Annotated in this window: 14 protein-coding genes; 5 read left to right on the forward strand and 9 right to left on the reverse strand. The window is 47.8% G+C overall.

What is annotated here, in order from left to right; translation table 11 throughout:
* Nucleotides 1–445 precede the first annotated feature (445 nt).
* Nucleotides 446–2,089, reverse strand: a complete 1,644-nt coding sequence (locus tag H8K29_RS09710) for a Na+/H+ antiporter (RefSeq protein WP_186897410.1) — start codon at nucleotides 2,087–2,089, stop codon at nucleotides 446–448.
* Nucleotides 2,090–2,265: 176 nt separating this feature from the next.
* Entirely contained in the window at nucleotides 2,266–3,186 is a 921-nt protein-coding gene (locus H8K29_RS09715; RefSeq protein WP_255423323.1) for a tyrosine-type recombinase/integrase, read from the reverse strand.
* 258 nt (nucleotides 3,187–3,444) lie between these two features.
* On the opposite strand from H8K29_RS09715, the gene H8K29_RS09720 reads away from it, so the two are divergent.
* From H8K29_RS09720 to H8K29_RS09740, 5 genes are all read left to right on the forward strand, one after another.
* Nucleotides 3,445–4,554 carry a DNA-binding protein gene (locus tag H8K29_RS09720; protein WP_186897412.1) on the forward strand — a complete coding sequence of 370 codons (1,110 nt, stop codon included), beginning with the start codon at nucleotides 3,445–3,447 and terminating at the stop codon, nucleotides 4,552–4,554.
* Between the two features lie 168 nt (nucleotides 4,555–4,722).
* Nucleotides 4,723–5,013, forward strand: a complete 291-nt coding sequence (locus tag H8K29_RS09725; protein ID WP_186897413.1) for a FeoA family protein — start codon at nucleotides 4,723–4,725, stop codon at nucleotides 5,011–5,013.
* The gene (locus tag H8K29_RS09730) at nucleotides 5,013–6,902 is read left to right on the forward strand and encodes a ferrous iron transporter B (protein WP_186897414.1); all 1,890 of its coding nucleotides are present in this window, start codon (nucleotides 5,013–5,015) and stop codon (nucleotides 6,900–6,902) included. Before H8K29_RS09725 ends, H8K29_RS09730 begins: the two co-directional genes overlap by 1 nt.
* 2 nt (nucleotides 6,903–6,904) lie before the next feature.
* The gene (locus tag H8K29_RS09735) at nucleotides 6,905–7,165 is read left to right on the forward strand and encodes a hypothetical protein (RefSeq protein WP_186897415.1); all 261 of its coding nucleotides are present in this window, start codon (nucleotides 6,905–6,907) and stop codon (nucleotides 7,163–7,165) included.
* Nucleotides 7,166–7,292: 127 nt separating this feature from the next.
* Nucleotides 7,293–7,880: a hypothetical protein gene (locus H8K29_RS09740; protein ID WP_186897416.1), complete on the forward strand. Its 588-nt coding sequence runs from the start codon at nucleotides 7,293–7,295 to the stop codon at nucleotides 7,878–7,880.
* Between the two features lie 67 nt (nucleotides 7,881–7,947).
* Here the strand turns inward: H8K29_RS09740 and H8K29_RS09745 are convergent, their stop codons facing one another.
* The 7 genes from H8K29_RS09745 to H8K29_RS09775 all read right to left on the reverse strand — a co-directional run bounded on the left by H8K29_RS09745 (nucleotide 7,948) and on the right by H8K29_RS09775 (nucleotide 17,124).
* Nucleotides 7,948–9,549: an ABC-F family ATPase gene (locus H8K29_RS09745; RefSeq protein WP_186883390.1), complete on the reverse strand. Its 1,602-nt coding sequence runs from the start codon at nucleotides 9,547–9,549 to the stop codon at nucleotides 7,948–7,950.
* Between the two features lie 294 nt (nucleotides 9,550–9,843).
* A complete protein-coding gene (locus H8K29_RS09750; RefSeq protein WP_186897417.1) occupies nucleotides 9,844–11,922 on the reverse strand; it encodes a 3-hydroxyacyl-CoA dehydrogenase NAD-binding domain-containing protein in 2,079 nt (692 codons plus the stop codon).
* A gap of 162 nt (nucleotides 11,923–12,084) precedes the next feature.
* Nucleotides 12,085–12,792 (reverse strand): ABC transporter ATP-binding protein, encoded by a 708-nt coding sequence (locus H8K29_RS09755; protein WP_186883392.1) that lies wholly within the window; start codon nucleotides 12,790–12,792, stop codon nucleotides 12,085–12,087.
* Nucleotides 12,789–13,556 (reverse strand): ABC transporter ATP-binding protein, encoded by a 768-nt coding sequence (locus H8K29_RS09760; RefSeq protein WP_186897418.1) that lies wholly within the window; start codon nucleotides 13,554–13,556, stop codon nucleotides 12,789–12,791. The genes H8K29_RS09755 and H8K29_RS09760 overlap by 4 nt, the downstream gene beginning before the upstream one ends.
* Nucleotides 13,553–14,839, reverse strand: a complete 1,287-nt coding sequence (locus H8K29_RS09765) for a branched-chain amino acid ABC transporter permease (RefSeq protein WP_186897419.1) — start codon at nucleotides 14,837–14,839, stop codon at nucleotides 13,553–13,555. Before H8K29_RS09765 ends, H8K29_RS09760 begins: the two co-directional genes overlap by 4 nt.
* Before the next feature lie 2 nt (nucleotides 14,840–14,841).
* On the reverse strand, nucleotides 14,842–15,789 hold the full coding sequence (locus tag H8K29_RS09770; protein ID WP_186897420.1) for a branched-chain amino acid ABC transporter permease: 948 nt from the start codon (nucleotides 15,787–15,789) through the stop codon (nucleotides 14,842–14,844).
* A gap of 99 nt (nucleotides 15,790–15,888) precedes the next feature.
* Entirely contained in the window at nucleotides 15,889–17,124 is a 1,236-nt protein-coding gene (locus H8K29_RS09775; RefSeq protein WP_186883396.1) for a branched-chain amino acid ABC transporter substrate-binding protein, read from the reverse strand.
* Nucleotides 17,125–17,176 lie beyond the last annotated feature (52 nt).

Below are 17,176 nucleotides of genomic sequence, written 5' to 3' on the forward strand. Positions count from 1 at the left end.
CGCTCTCGCCGTGGTCATCCGAAACAATTTCAGATGCATTTGGCGTCCCATGGTTGGACGCTGACCGGGGCTCACCACGCCAGTCCACCTTTTTCGACAGCGGAGATTTTATCACACACACTAACATGTCGATAAGGGCAATACTCCAGGCGTTGCATGGTTCGAAAATTACGTATTTCAGCAAAATCTCGACTATCTATCGAAGTGAGCCCAAAGATCAGAGTTATTAAATTAATGAATAATCGATATCTGTAAATTTGATTTTGAATATTTGCTGCAATGCGGTAAAGTTATTTCTGTCTCCTCCAACACCGTCAAGGTTTGGATTTTAGCCCGCTCGTAGCGGGCTATTTTTTTATCCGTCACTCATTTTTTGAGAAGGAACTGACCGTCAATGATTTTTTGGGCGCCGCCTTAAAACAAGAAATCGTACCGATGCATCACATTAGTGCTGTTTTTGTTTGGTCAGCGCTGTTTCTATCAGATCAATTTCATGCACTAACTGACGATGTAAGACGTCATCCAGTTGCCTGTTTAACCGCAATTGATACAGTTGATCGCGCTCGGCACGTAAAGCTTCGATGCGCATCTGCCGTTCGACATCTAATTCCCGAATATGGTGTGACGAGCCATTCTGCCGCAACCCATGTGCCAAGCGGCGTCGATATAACTCAATTACGTGCATTGCGGCTTCCATTTGCACCAGGCTCTCAGGCTGATCATTGGGGATGCCACGATACAAATCTTCAACCCGGCGGATTGCAGCAGATGCCGCAGCATTACGTGCGACCGTTTCCTTATTAATCTGAGCCACAGGCTCGGAGAACTCAAAGCCGGCAGCCAGAACGGGTAATGCAATGCTGGCGACAATCAGCGACAGTAAAATAACGCCCATTGCGAGAAAAATCACCAGATCACGAGCCGGAAAATCGGTGCCATCTAACATAGTCAAGGGTAAAGTGAGGATACCCGCCAGGGTAATTGCCCCACGCACACCTGCAAACGCGGTTACCAGTAATAACCGTGGAAAAGACTTTTTATCTGCGACATTTCCCTTTTTGCCAAATAAAGTCAGTTTGAGCGAAGCCCAAACCCAGATTAAACGCAAAGTCGTCAGTGCAAAAGTAATGCAAACAATATACGCGGATAAATGTGCAAGGCTGGCGATACCAGTATCAATCGCAATTTCTTCTATGCTTTCGAGTATTCGCGGCAACTGCAAACCCAACAGCATAAACATGATGCCATTCAATATCATCTGCACCGTATCCCATACAGTGCGCCGTTGCATGCGGGTTGCCGCTAAAGTGTGCCCGGTCAGATCAGAGTAATGCATGGTAACTCCGGCGGTTACCGCAGCCAGAATTCCTGATGCATTCAGATGTTCGGCTGTCAGGTAAGCCGCGAACGGGATCAGCAAGCTGATCATAATCTGTACACCCGGTTCTTCTCCGGTTTGCCGTATCAGCCAACGATTTGCCAGATTAATGGTGTAGGTCAGCACAATTCCTATCAAAGCACCGCCGCCAGCCACCAGCATGAAAGTCCAGGATGCTTTGGCGAGGGAGAAATTTCCGGTTAATGCTGCCAACACAGCAAAACGAAAACAGACAAGACCAGACGCATCATTTAACAGAGACTCGCCTTCAAGAATGTGCATCAGCCTCGGCGGAATCGGTGTTTTGGACGCTATTGCAGAAACGGCGACCGGATCAGTTGGCGATAAAATTGCTGCCAGGGCGAATGCTACCGGTAACGGAATCGCTGGAATCAGCCAGTCGATCAGAAACCCCATACCAACAACCGTAAAAATGACCAGGCCGATGGCAAGCATCAGTATGGGCTTCATATCGAGAAAAAAGGCTTCTTTCGGTATGCGCCAGCCATCCAAAAATAGTAAAGGGGGAATAAATAACAGAAAAAAAATGGCTGGATCTAGCGAGACATCAAACGGAGAAAAAGAAGCAATAATGGCACCGGTTGCAATCTGAATCAGTGGCAATGGCAGTGCGACCGGAGACAATCTGACAATAAAGCCGCTCACAGTAACAGCAAGCAGCAGAATCAAAACCATTGTTATTATTTGCATCGTTCAACCGGAAAAATTGCTTTCCAGACCAAGAAAGCATCTGAATTATCATAGCAGAAGAGTTACAGCTATTTACCGCTTATCTCGGTAATTCCTATGATTCACGAGAAATCATCAATGTATTACCTTGTTATCGGATCAGAACGCCACTATGGCGTCAGCGATTTGCATTGAGTTTATTTCTTTTGACGCAACAGACTATGCATAGCGTTTTCTTTGAATTGATCTGCATCCTCAATATAACCCTGAACAGTCCCGTCGAAACGCCAACCACCTTGGCGTTTGATATCGCGGAAGCTTGCACCGGCACGGTAAGCACTGGTCGCCATGCCACGCCGCAAGCTATGACTGCTGAATTCCGGGACATAATCTAAACCCGCTGCAGTCGCGCATTCAGTCAGTATTTTATTCACGCTGTTCGCATGCAAAGCCTGTTCGCCGACATGCTTCCACTGATCTATCCGCCTGAAGATTGCGCCGGTATAAACACCAGAAATACTGAGCCATCGTTTCAACGCCGTCGCAGGACAACAACTGCTATCGCCATAAGGAATTGCTTTTACGATTCCCTCCCCCGCCTGATCAGTTTTTGATCGCGGCAGCAGCAGGGTAATTCCCTCTGCTTCCCATTTCACGTCCTCACATCGCAAACTCACCAATTCAGAGCGACGAAAACCTCCGAAAAAACCTATTTGCAGCAAAGCACTGTTCCTTATTGCTCTTACATCGCTCTGTTCAGAGAGATAAAGCACAATGCGCTCCAGCTCTTCGATAGCTAATGCCCTCGCCTTTTTTTTAGGTTTCGCATGGACTCGCGTAATGCCAGTCAGGATTTTTCGTACGTTAGGATGAATGCAAGGATCAGGAAAACCTTGGTGTTTATGCCATTGAGATAACGCCGTAATTCGTAAAGATAGCGTGCGAGGATTAAGTTTCCCGGCATGTTCTGCCATATAACGAACCAGGCTGGCCTCATCGGCGGGTAACAGCTCGCCCCACTCCAAAAAATGTCTGATGGCCGACCGATACGCCCGGCGGGTATTCTCAGACGTTGCTGCCGCGAGAAATACAGCCAGTTGCTGCGCAGAGGTAGTCAAAGGCCCATTTTGCGAATCTGGTAGCAGCACTGCCCGCGTATTCCTGCCTGGCTCAGAAATGTTATCTGTTAGTTGGATTGACTCTGGCAGTGAATTCATATTTCGTTACAGCAACGGGGAAAACTGGATTAAATTTAAATATAACATTCGATAATATACATTATCAATACTTATATTTCTAATAAATAAAAATAGATTTTTTTAATTTTTATCGTAATATTACGTATTATGTAATTTATTATTTTATTGAGGTGGGTGATGGCAAGAGCGGGCATTCTTTATTCTGACGTTGCACGAGCCGCCACTGAGCTTGCGGCAAAAGGAGAAGCCGCCACCGTAGATAATGTGCGAAAGATGATGGGTGACACAGGGAGCAAAAGCACCATTGCCCCCATGCTTAAACGATGGAAAGAGGAACATCAGGACGAAGCTCAGGCAGCCAAATTTGGCCTGCCCGAATCCATTCTGAATGCGGTACGTGGAGTTTACGCGCTGCTGCAAAGCGACTGTGAGAACAAGATTATTGCGCTGACCGCAGAACACGATGCATTGATTCAGGCCGCAAAGACCCAGCAGGCAACGCTTAGCGACCTCATAGAGTCTCTCACTACAAACAAAATCACTCTTGAGGCACAACTAGCAGCAACACAGGAAAAGCTGGAGTCAATCGAGGAGAAATATTCAGCCCTTCAATTAAAATTCACTGGCATGCAAAGTGAAAAAGAAGGATTAACGCTGCGGCTTGACGACAGAAGTCAGGAAGTCAGAGAGTTAAAGCAGAAAAATGCGACGATGCAAAATCAGTTTGAACACTTCCAAACAGCGACGGCGAATCAGCGCTCTGACGACAGAAGAGCCTACGAGACTCGCATCACGCAAATCGAAAGTGAGCTGCAGCTTGCCAGAAAAAATAATCAAACTTTGGAAAGCACTCAGACAAAGCAGGAAGCAGAGATTCAGCAGTTACTATTAATTAACGCTGAAATTGCCAACAATGCGCAAAAGCGTAAAGAAGATCTGGAAGCCCTTCAGATAAAGCATTATCAGACAGACTTTCTCTTGCAAGAAACGAAGCAAGAAAATCTCCTTCTCAAAAAGGATCTATCAGCAACTCAACTGGAATCACAACGTTTACAGACATCCGCTGCTGTCTCAGCAAAGTTACAAGACGTGCTGACTGAGCAACTGAAACAGTCTGAAATAAAAACAAGAAAGGTTGAAGAGGAAAAACAGGCGCTGATAATAGAGCTCATCAAAACCAGGGCAAATGATGTTACGTCTAACGAAAATCTTAACGACAACCCGGCACTTGAAAGCCAAAGCAAGCATCTCATACAAGACATCCCGACAACGAAGCCAGATCGCTGAAGCGGCTAATATTATCTGAAGATATTTAATTCAATTTAACCAAGTAAAATCAATCGCTTCACTTTCAATAGCAGGAAGAACGCGGAAGAATGATTGAATAGACTGCGATATTGATATATATTCTCATTATCATTTAGAGTTACTTCACATCAATTACCGTCTGGTGCCATGAGCAGTTTGCCTGTATCCCCCTCCCCGATCACCTTGAATCATCTTCGCGTCGGCGATGCCGCCATCGTGACTGATCTGTTCCAGCCAGCCCAAAGCAACCTGATTCAGGCAACAGATATCATCCGCCGCTTGAAGGAATTGGGATTTATTCATGGGGAGAAGATCAAAATATTGCACAAAGGTTACTTTGGCGGCGAACCTATCGCGGTCCGGGTCGGAGAATCGACGTTTGCCCTCCGGAATTTTGAGGCAGCCTTGATAGGCGTCAACAAAACGGAGGTGGCGTAATGACTGACCATCTTAAGCCACAACGCATTGCATTAGTCGGCAACCCCAACTGCGGTAAAACCGCCTTATTTAACCGGCTGACTGGCGCAAGACAAAAAGTCGCCAATTACGCCGGTGTAACAATAGAACGCAAGGAAGGACACTTCACGGCACCAAATGGCCGTCACTGGAGTGTGCTTGATCTTCCGGGCACATATAGTCTGAATGCGATCACTCCCGACGAGAAAATCACAGAAGAGGTCGTCAAAGGTCAGCGCGCCAACGAAGCTTTGCCTGATGCCATTCTTTGCGTCGTGGATGCAACCAATCTTAAGCGGGGTCTGCGACTTGCCTTTGAACTTAAAGACCTCGGTTTACCACTGATTCTCGCTGTCAACATGATGGATCTGGCAAAAAAACGCCAGATTAATATAGATATCAATGCATTGGCATCGGCACTGAATATTCCTGTTGTTGAGACGATTGCCGTTGAAACTGAAGGTGTTGACGCCTTGCTTCGTCAACTGGAAATACTCGCGCAATCGTTAGATTGTACTGATAATGTTCCGCCCGTAGCGGCTGCATTAACACGATCACCAGAAGAAATTCAACTTGCCGTGAATGCATTAATTGCCGCATGCGTACAGCAAGTAAAAGATGCAGGCAAAGAAGACGCCCCACTCAGTTACCGCATAGACCGATGGATATTACATCCGGTATTCGGCCCGCTGATTTTTGCCAGTCTCATGTTTTTGGTATTTCAGGCTGTGTTTGCCTGGGCGCAGTTACCGATGGACTTGATTAAATCATCCATTGAAGGTTTGGGCAGTCTGGTTGAATCAGCCCTGCCAGCAGGCATGTTGCAAGAACTGCTAGTCAAAGGTGTCATCGGTGGTGCCGGCAGCGTTCTGGTTTTCCTGCCACAAATTGTCATTCTGTTTTTCTTCATTCTCGTGATGGAAGACTCTGGCTATCTTCCCCGGGCAGCATTTTTGCTCGATAGAATTATGGGAAAAGTAGGCTTATCCGGTCGCGCGTTTATTCCTTTGTTGTCCAGTTTTGCTTGCGCCATTCCTGGCATCATGGCGACCCGCACAATTCAAAACCCGCGCGATCGTTTGGTTACCATCATGATCGCTCCTCTGATGACGTGTTCTGCACGACTGCCAGTCTACGCTCTGATTATTGCGGCTTTTATTCCTGAAAAAACAGTACTCGGCATTCTGAGTTTGCAAGGTTTAGTCTTGTTTGCCTTATATATCGCCGGCATTGTTTCTGCGATGCTGGTCGCTCTTTTTTTTAAATATCAATGGGGTAAAGCCGAGCTGCATTCACTCATGCTGGAGTTGCCCGATTATCGCCTGCCGAACACGCGCAATTTATTATTAGGTTTGTGGGAGAGGGTAAAAATCTTTACCACCCGCGTCGGCACCATCATTCTGGCGTTAATGATTCTGCTGTGGTTTCTCAGCAGCTTCCCTGGCGCACCTGAAAATGCAACGCAACCGCCGATTTATTACAGTATTGCTGGCCATCTCGGACGTCTGCTTGAATTCGTTTTTGCCCCGATAGGATTTAACTGGCAGATTTGTATTGCACTGGTTCCAGGACTTGCTGCTCGTGAAGTCGCCGTTGCCGCACTTGGCACTGTCTATGCGCTGTCACAATCCGGCGACGAACTTAGCAGCATGCTGGAGCCACTCATTGCGCAATCCTGGAGTTTGCCGACCGCCTTATCTTTATTGGCCTGGTATGTCTTCGCGCCGCAATGTATCGCAACCTTGAGTGTGGTAAAGCGTGAAACGAATACCCTGCGATATCCTGTATTGATGGCAGCGTATTTATTTGGCCTTGCCTATATTGCGTCTTTTATTACGTATCGATTGGCGCTATTTTTTACCGGGGCTTAATCATGTTACAAATGGCAATCACTTTTCTGATTTTATTCGCAGCGTTGATCTATCTCCTGCTGAAATGGATGCCAGCGTCTGTCAGAAAAAAAATACAGGTCAAGCTGAGTGGTCGCCATCCCAAGCTCGCCAGTCACTTTGAAGGTGCGGCGAAAAACTGCGCCAGTTCTTGCTCTTCATCGTGTCATAGTTGCGATGAAACATCGCAGCCCACACAATTGAGTCAACACTCTAAACCTGTCATTCCTATCCATAAAATCTGACATTGTCAGGTGTTTTATCCGTTACACCCTTCAATACCTGTAGCATCGACGGCAAGTGTGTTGTATTCTTTTGCTGAGTTCCAGATACTGATTCTGGTGTAACAATGATTTGGGGCCGATGCTCAATATGTTGAACAGCATTTACGATAAGACAGAAAAAGGGCGCGAGGAAATCGCTACCCGCAAACATCACTTGGCTAACCGTCTTCGCACATTGCTGGTCATGGTGGACGGAAAACAAAGCGCCACAGATTTATTGAAAAAAGTATCCGCATTAGGGTTTGACGAAAATAATGTACAGGAACTTTTAGATCAGGAATTTATCACCGTTGTCAGTAAAGCCGGGGAAGCGCCCGTCGCTGCTGCGCCTGAAATTAATCTCGTCAGCGACTTACCTCCGCCCGTCGCTGTTGCGGTTGAAGAGATGAGCGAATCTGAACAATTTCGCGAGGTGTATACCTTCTTCAACGAAACGATTAAAAGTGTTCTCGGATTGCGCGGGTTCACCTTACAGATGAAGGTCGAGCGTGCAGGTACATTGGATGATTTCAAGAAGTTACGGCAGCCTTATCTGGAAGCGGTGCTGAAATCAAAAGGAAGGGAAATGGCGCGCAGCTTGCGGGACAGACTCGATTATCTGCTATACAAAGGTGAACAAGTGCAGCAGAGCGATACATTATTACGTGATAGTGCAATCAACTTTAGTAACAAGTAATCAGTACATAAAAAAAGCCGGGATAGCCCGGCTTTTTTTATTACACCACGTGCGCTGCCGCAGTAGTTTATTCAATCCCCTGACTGCTCAGATATTCCTCGTAGGTACCTTGGAAATCAATGATTTCATTTTCTTTGATCTCAAGTACGCGGGTTGCCAGCGACGACACAAATTCACGGTCATGCGAGACGAAAATCAGGGTTCCCGCATATTTTTCCAATGCGATATTCAATGACTCGATCGATTCCATATCCATGTGATTCGTCGGCTCATCCATTAACAACACATTGTGACGACCCAACATCAGCTTGCCGTACATCATTCGTCCTTTTTCACCACCGGACAGCACTTTCACTGATTTCTTCACATCGTCACCGCCAAACAAAAGACGTCCGAGGATAGAGCGCACGGCCTGATCATCATCCCCCTCTTGCGTCCATTGACCAATCCAGTCCGTCAGATTTTTGTCTGATGCGAACTCTTCGGTTGGATCTTGCGGCATATAACCGACGTTCGCATTTTCGGCCCATTTAACAGTGCCGCGATCAGCGTGCAAACCAGCAATATCGTCGCCACCAATGCAACGCAATAAAGTCGTTTTACCGATACCATTGGCACCGATAATCGCTACCCGCTCACCCGCCTCGATCATCAGATCGACATTCTTAAACAGCGTGCGATCGTAAGCCTTCGTCAGACCTTGCACTTCTACTGCCAGACGATGCAACTTCTTCTCGCCATCAAAACGCACGAAAGGATTCTGGCGGCTCGATGGTTTAAATTCTTCGATTTTAATTTTATCGATTTGCTTGGCGCGGGAAGTTGCCTGACGTGCCTTCGATTTATTGGCAGAGAAGCGACGCACGAAATCTTGCAACTCAGCGACTTTTTCCTTGGCCTTCGCATTGTTTGCCATTTGCTGAGCACGTGCCTGCGACGACGCCAGCATGTAGTCGTCGTAATTGCCAGGATAGATTTTCAGCGTTCCATAGTCCATATCCGCCATGTGGGTACAGACCTGATTCAGGAAATGGCGATCATGCGAAATGATGATCATGGTTGAATTGCGCTGATTCAGAATATCTTCCAGCCAGCGGATGGTATTGATATCCAGATTATTGGTCGGTTCATCGAGCAACAAAATATCAGGGTTAGAAAACAAGGCTTGCGCCAGCAAAACGCGCAACTTCCAGCCCGGTGCGATAGCACTCATTAAACCCTGATGCTGATCAGTCGGGATACCAACACCCAACAGCAACTCACCTGCACGTGCTTCCGCCGTGTAACCATCATATTCGGCAAATTTGGCTTCCAGATCGGCCGCCTTCATGTAGTCTTCGTCGGTTGCTTCAGGGTTTGCATAGATCGCGTCGCGCTCAGACATTGCAGCCCACATTTCTGTATGCCCCATCATCACGACATCCAGAACACGCATTTCTTCAAACGCAAACTGATCCTGACGTAATTTACCCAGACGCTCATTCTGATCCAGCATGACTGTGCCGGAAGACTGCTCCAGATCGCCGCCGAGGATTTTCATGAACGTCGATTTGCCACAACCGTTGGCACCAATAAGACCGTAACGATTGCCCTCGCCAAATTTGACTGAGATATTTTCAAACAGCGGCTTAGGGCCAAACTGCATGGTGATATTTGCGGTAGATAGCACGGAAAAACCTTTTGCAAAATGATATGAATTAACCTTGCATTATAACATTGCTGAACAGAAGGATTTTCACTACGGCCTTGAAGTCTTTTTCCTTATTCATGTTTTTGGGGGAGTATCCGCATAAAACCGCTTAATCTCCGCAGAAACAATGGGGGTTAAAACATACTGGGGGGAGTATATTTCGCCCTTTTTTGAGCATTTTTGTCTGCTAAAACAAAAAGCACGATCAACATCGTGCTTTTTGTTCAGGTTTTCAAACTGAAATACTTCAGTTTGAAATCAACGGCGGCAGACTTAATTGAACGTCTTCCCTTCCTCTGCCAGTTTTGCCAGCAATGGCGCTGGTTTCCACGCATCACCGTGGCGACCTTTGGCATATTTCTCCATCGCCCGCACCACATTCGGCAAGCCGACTGTATCCGCGTAGAACATAGGGCCACCGGTGTGCAGGGGGAAGCCATAGCCAGTCAGATACACCATATCGATGTCAGAAGCCCGTGTTGCGATGCCTTCTTCGAGAATGTATGCAGCCTCATTCACCAGCGAATAAATCAGGCGCTCAACGATTTCCTGATCGGAAATTTTGCGACGCTCTATGCCCAGATCAGCAGAATGTTTGACGATCATGTCATTCACCACGGCAGATGGATAAGCCTTGCGATCGCCCGGTTTGTAGTCATACCAGCCGGCGCCGGTTTTCTGACCGAAGCGGCCCAACTCACACAGCAAATCTGCTGTTTTTGAATAGGTGATGTGTGGTTTTTCCACGTAACGACGCTTGCGGATATACCAGCCGATATCGTTCCCCGCCAGATCACCCATGCGGAAAGGCCCCATCGCAAAACCGAGTTTTTCAACGGCTTTATCGACTTGTTCCGGCGTGCAGCCTTCTTCCAGTAAGAATCCTGCCTGACGGCTGTATTGCTCGATCATACGATTGCCGATGAAACCGTCGCACACGCCAGAAACCACGCCTGTTTTCTTGATTTTTTTAGAAATCGCCAGTACGGTTGCCAGCACATCTTTCGCCGTTTTTTTGCCGCGTACGATTTCCAGTAACTTCATGACATTGGCCGGGCTGAAGAAATGCGTGCCCACCACGTCTTGCGGACGTTTGGTGAAATCAGCAATTTTATCGACATCAAGCGTCGATGTGTTGGACGCCAGAATCGCACCCGGCTTCATGACTTCATCGAGCTTTTTAAAGACTTGCTCTTTAACGCCCATATCTTCAAAAACGGCCTCGATGACCATGTCTGCCTGAGCGATCGCTTCATACGATAACGTGCCTGTGATTAAAGCAACGCGTTGCTCAAATTTTTCTTGCGTCAGCTTGCCTTTTTTCAGCGTGTTTTCGTAATTTTTGCGTATCGTTGCCAAACCTTTGTCCAGCGCTTCCTGTTTCATTTCGAGAATCTGTACAGGAATACCGGCATTGGCAAAGTTCATCGCAATACCGCCACCCATGGTGCCGGCACCGATCACTGCGACCGATTTCACCGGACGAGTCGGTGTGTCGTCAGGAACATCCGGCAACTTGCTGGCTGCGCGTTCACCGAAGAAAACATGACGCAGCGCTTTAGATTCTGTTGTTTGTACCAGTTCCAGGAACAAATCGCGTTCAAATTTAATACCGTCATCGAACTTTTTCGTTACCGCAGCGGCCACCGCTTCGACGCATTTCAATGGCGCAGGGAATGGGCCTGACATTGCGCGTACGGTATTGCGGGAAAATTGCAGGAAGGCTTCGTAGTTTGGGTAATCGATTTTGATGTCGCGTACTTTAGGCAGCGGACGCACATCCGCCACTTTGTGCGCAAATGCGGTTGCTGCGGCCATCAGATCGCCTTCAGCAAGTTCATTGAACAGCGCTGTTTTTGCGAGTTTTTCTGAAGCGATCGGCGTTCCAGAAACGATCATATTCAAGGCCAGTTCCAGTCCGACGACGCGTGGCAAACGTTGTGTGCCGCCTGCACCAGGTAAAATGCCCAGCTTCACTTCTGGCAATGCAATCTGTGCGCCAGGGCTGGCGACACGATAGTGGCAACCCAAAGCCAATTCCAAACCACCGCCCATGGCGACGCTGTGTATTGCTGCGATCACTGGTTTGTCTGACGATTCAATCACGCTGATCACTGTATGCAGGCTGGGCTCCGCGAATGCTTTTGGAGAATTAAATTCTTTGATGTCCGCGCCGCCGGAAAATGCTTTGCCTGCACCTGTGATGATGATGGCTTTGACCGCATCGTTATTCTGCGCCTGCTTCATGCCTTCGACGATCGCGTGGCGGGTCGCATGTCCCAGACCATTGACCGGTGGATTGTTCAGGGTAATAACGGCAATGCTGCCGTCAACTTTGTATTCTGCGCTCATGTCTCTTCCTAAGGTTGAAATACGAATGGAATTGGTTTTTCTAAATGAATCAAATCTGGTGGGCGAATTCAAACAAAACACACACAAACTTGACTATAACTTAAAAATAGTACGGTCGTGTTATTTTTATTGATTTTCTTTTTTCGCCATTCATCAGACCGATTACACCTCCAGCCATTCTTGCCTGATTTTGTCGTTGGCAAGCAAATCTTCGGGCGTCCCTTCAAACACGATACTGCCATGCCCCATGACATAGACCCGCTGCGAAATCTGCAGTGCAATCGCTAATTTCTGCTCGACCAACAACACAGAAACTCCCCGGTTTTTCAGCTCTTTCAGATACTCAGCCACCAGTTCAACGATCTTCGGTGCCAGACCTTCAGTTGGTTCATCAATCATGATCAGATCAGGATCCCCCATCAGCGTCCGGCACAAGGTCAGCATTTGTTGTTCGCCACCAGACATCACACCGGCCAGGGTATTGCGCCTTTCGCGTAAGCGGGGAAACATCTGGTACATATCTTCCATTTCCCAGCGTGGTTTCGTCTTGGTATTCGATTTTTCACCTAGCAGTAAATTCTGCTCTACCGTCAGCGTCGGGAAAATATCGCGATTTTCCGGCACGTAGCCCAGGCCTTTGTGCGCGATCTGAAAGGCTTTCAGACCTATCATCTGCTCGCCTTTGAATAAGACAGATCCGGTTGCATGAACTTGTCCCATCGTTGCTTTGACCGTGGTTGAACGCCCTACTCCGTTACGTCCGAGCAAACTGACGATCTCGCTATCATTGACATGCAGATCGACGCCATGCAGTACATGGCTTTTGCCATAAAACGCGTTTAAATCTTTAATTTCAAGCAGCGCACTCATGCGTGTTCCTCCGTCGGTGCGTGACCACCAAGATAAGCATCTTTGACTTTTTGATTATTGCGTATATTTTGTGGCGTATCGCAGGCAATCACCTCGCCATAGACAACCACCGCAATTTTATCTGCCAGCCCGAAAACGACGCTCATATCATGCTCGACCATCAATAAAGTTTTACCCTCCGTGACCTTGCGTATCAGTTCAACCGCCGCATCAGATTCAGACCGGCTCATGCCCGCAGTAGGCTCATCCAGCAAAATCACGTCGGCACCACCGGCAATCGTAATGCCGATCTCCAGCGCCCGTTGTTCTGCGTAAGTAAGCAAACCAGCGGTGACATCACGCCGCCGTTTTAAGCCTATCTGTTCCAGCACATGTTCTGCACGTTCCTGAGCATCTTTCAGGCCGTTCAGCCTTTGCCAGAACGAATACTTATAGCCCAGCGACCACAAAACTGCACAGCGTAAATTTTCAAAGACAGTGAGTCGGTGGAAAATATTCGTAATCTGAAAGCTGCGCGACAAACCACTGCGATTAATCTCGTATGGCTTCAGATTCCGGATGCTGTTGCCATTCAGGAGAATGTCACCCGAATTGATACCGAATCGTCCTGAAATCAGATTAAACAAGGTTGATTTTCCGGCTCCGTTTGGGCCGATAATGGCAAAACGCTCCCCTTTCGGCACCTGCAGATTTGCACCACGAATAATTTCAGCGCTGCCAAAACTTTTCCGGACGTCTTTTAATTCCAGCGAAAAACCACTCATACCTGCGCCCTCCGCATAGCTTCTTCTATTTCTGTATTCACCTCGCCCCACACTTTTTGGAAAGGCGCTTTAAACAGGACAAACCCGGCAACACCTGTCGCCAGCGTCAGTAAAGCAATGGCCCACGAGCCACCACCAACAGAATTGAATGTCATACCAAAAATGGAAATCACAGGATTTTGTGTTGATTCGAGAGAGAGTTGATACAGCATCTCTATGGCCAGCACCAGACCGACGATACCGATCAAGGATGAAACCAACAGTTTCCACAAGACTGGCCAGACGCGGCCAAATTTTGAAAACTTCACCAGACGCAGATTCATCATCAGGATGCTGGCAATACCACCGGGCGCGTACATCACGATCAATATGAAAAATACCCCCAGATACAATTGCCAGGCTTTTGTGAAGTCCGACAGCATCACCGTTAAAAACACACCGAGAATAGCTCCGATCAAAGGCCCAAAGAAAAAACCTATGCCACCGATGAAGGTGAACAGCAATACCGCACCGGAACGAATGGCACTGACGTTTTCAGCCGTCACAATTTCAAAATTGATCGCAGACAAACCACCGGAAATGCCGGCAAAAAACGCTGACAAAATCAGGGTCAGATAGCGTACCCATTGTGTGTCGTAACCGACGAACTCAGCACGTTCAGGATTATCACGGACAGCATTAATCATGCGCCCCAGCGGCGTTTGCGTAAAAGCAAACATCGCGACCGCGCTGACGAACAACCAGAATGCGATCAGATAATAGACCTGAATTTGCGGCCCGTAAGTGATGCCCATGAAGGCCTGTCCGATAACCCGGTTGGTCGAGATTCCGCCCTCACCTCCGAAAAACTTAGGGAACATCAGGGAACATGCAAAGACCAGTTCCACCATCCCCAACGTGATCATGGAAAAAGTAGTGCCGGATTTTTTGGTCGTCACGTAGCCAAATAAAATTCCGAATCCCATTCCTGCAATCCCCCCCACCAGCGGAATCATGGAGACGGGAATCGGCAGACTGCCTTCTGCGATCATATTCATCGCATGGACTGCAAAAAATGCCCCCAGGCCGGAATACACTGCATGACCAAATGACAGCATACCGCCCTGTCCCAGCAGCATATTGAAAGACAATCCGAAAATCATCAGCGTCCCCATCTGCGACAGCAGAGATAAGGCAGCACCTTCATGAAAAATCAGTGGAGCGACGACCAGAATCAATGCAAAGCAGCTCCAGGTCAGCCAGCGGCCCAGATTCAAGGGCTTATATTTTAAAGTGGTAGTCATTTTTATCCCTCACGTGTGCCAAGCAGACCGCGCGGTCTGAAGATCAGAATCAACACCAGTAACAGATACGGCATCACTGGAGCGATCTGCGCAATCGTCAGACTCAGCAAAGAATACTGAGGAGAACTTGCGCTGATCAGCACACCAAACTTAGCCAGTACGGTGGCAAACGAATGGTCGAGTGCAACAGCAAATGTCTGCAATACACCGATCAGTAAAGACGCGACAAACGCCCCCGCCAGCGACCCCATTCCGCCCACGACGACGACAACGAAAATAATGCTGCCGAGAGTCGCGGCCATGCCGGGTTCGGTAACGAACGCGTTACCACCGACAACGCCGGCCAGACCTGCGAGCGCGCAACCACCACCAAATACCAGCATGAAAACGCGCGGCACATTATGTCCCAGCGCCTCCACCGCATCAGGATGTGTCAATGCCGCCTGAATCACGAGACCAATCCGGGTTCTGGTGAGTAGCAGATAAATAAACAGCAGCATGAGTAACGCGACCAGCATCATGAAGCCGCGATAAATCGGGAAAGTTGTGGTGTAGAGAGTAAACAACGGGCCATCCAGTGATGCCGGAATCGCATAAGGTACAACGGATCGCCCCCAAATCAGTTGCACGACTTCCACGATCACATACGACAATCCGAACGTAAACAGCAATTCCGGAATGTGCCCGTACTTATGGACCGAGCGCAAACCGTAACGTTCCACCAAAGCACCGAGAACGCCGACCAGTAAAGGCGCAATAAAAAAAGCCGTCCAGAATCCAAATTTCGAGCTCAGCATGTAGGCAAAATAGGCACCCAGCATATAAAAACTGGCATGCGCAAAATTGAGCACACCCATCATGCTGAAAATCAGTGTCAGGCCAGATGACAGCATGAACAGCAGCAGCCCATAACTGATCCCATTCAACAAAGTAATAAGGGTAAATTCCACAGCAACATCCCTTTCAGCGACATCTTATGAACGATCGTACTATTTTGTGACAAAAAAAGAGAGTCAATTGTGGCATGACTCTCTTTTCAGATTAAAAAATTAACCTGGTCGCTTCATTTGACAAGACGAAGGCTGGGAAGCCACAAACGCATCAATTTTCTGATTTGTTTTCCAGCCCAGCCCTGTATTTTCCTGATCGAACTTCACATCTTTACCGTTGGTTTTTACCCAGGTAGCGATGTACAGAGGTTGCTGCAACTGATGGTCAACCTTACGCATCACCGCTTCACCATTGAGGCTCTTAAAGGTCGCACCTTCAAGTGCAGCAGCAATTTTCGCCGGTTCAGCACTCTTTGCTTGTTTTACCGCTTGCGACATTGCCTGAATGATGGAATACGTCGCCATGGAATAGTAGTCGTCTTTATATTTGGCTTTAAATCCCTCGACGATATCTTTACCGGCGTAGGTCTCATTATTCACATTCCAGTAGCCCACGTATTTCACGTGATCGATACCGGCCGCACCCATTGCAGTCGGCACGCCTGTGGTCGAACCGTAGTAGGTATAAAAGTTGGCTTTCAGATCGGCGTCTTTGGCCGCCTTAATCAGCAGAGCCAGATCGGCGCCCCAGTTTCCTGTGATGACGGTATCCGCACCGGAAGCTTTGATTTTGGCAATGTAAGGGGAAAAATCTTTGACCTGTCCGATAGGATGAAGATCGTCACCGACGATTTGTACGTCGGAGCGTTTGCGTGCGAGATACTCTTTCGCAGCCCGCGTTACCTGATGACCGAAAGAATAATTCTGACCGATGATATAGACCTTCTTCACAGTCTTATCTGCTGCCATATAGGTCGTCAGCGCTTCCATCTTCATGTCGGAATTGGCATCGAAACGGAAATGCCAATAGCTGCATTTACTGTTCGTCATATCAGGATCGACGGCGGCATGATTCAGGTAAATGATTTCCTTGCCTGGATTGCGCTCATTGTATTTATTGACTGCATCCAGCAATGCCAGACCGACGCCAGAACCATTACCTTGCGTGATATAACGAAAACCTTTATCGATCGCTGTTTTCAGTACATTCAGTGACTCTTGTGGGCTGCCTTTATTGTCAAAGCCAACGACTTCAAACGTATTATTGCCTGCCCATTTTTCAGCGTTTGCTTTATCGGCGATATATTGGAAGGAATTCAGAATGTTCTGGCCAACCGGTGCAAACGGGCCGGATAAAGGGTCGATGTAGGCTATTTTAATATTCTCTGCCATCGATACTGGTGAAGTTAAAGCGAATGCAATTGCGACGAAAGATGCGCGTAATGGGAATTTCATTTGTCTCTCTCCGTTTTTTAGGAATGGAAATTTTTTACCCTGCTGACTTGTC

The sequence above is a fragment of the Undibacterium sp. CY21W genome, from assembly GCF_014284265.1.
Taxonomy (GTDB): domain Bacteria; phylum Pseudomonadota; class Gammaproteobacteria; order Burkholderiales; family Burkholderiaceae_D; genus Undibacterium; species Undibacterium aquatile.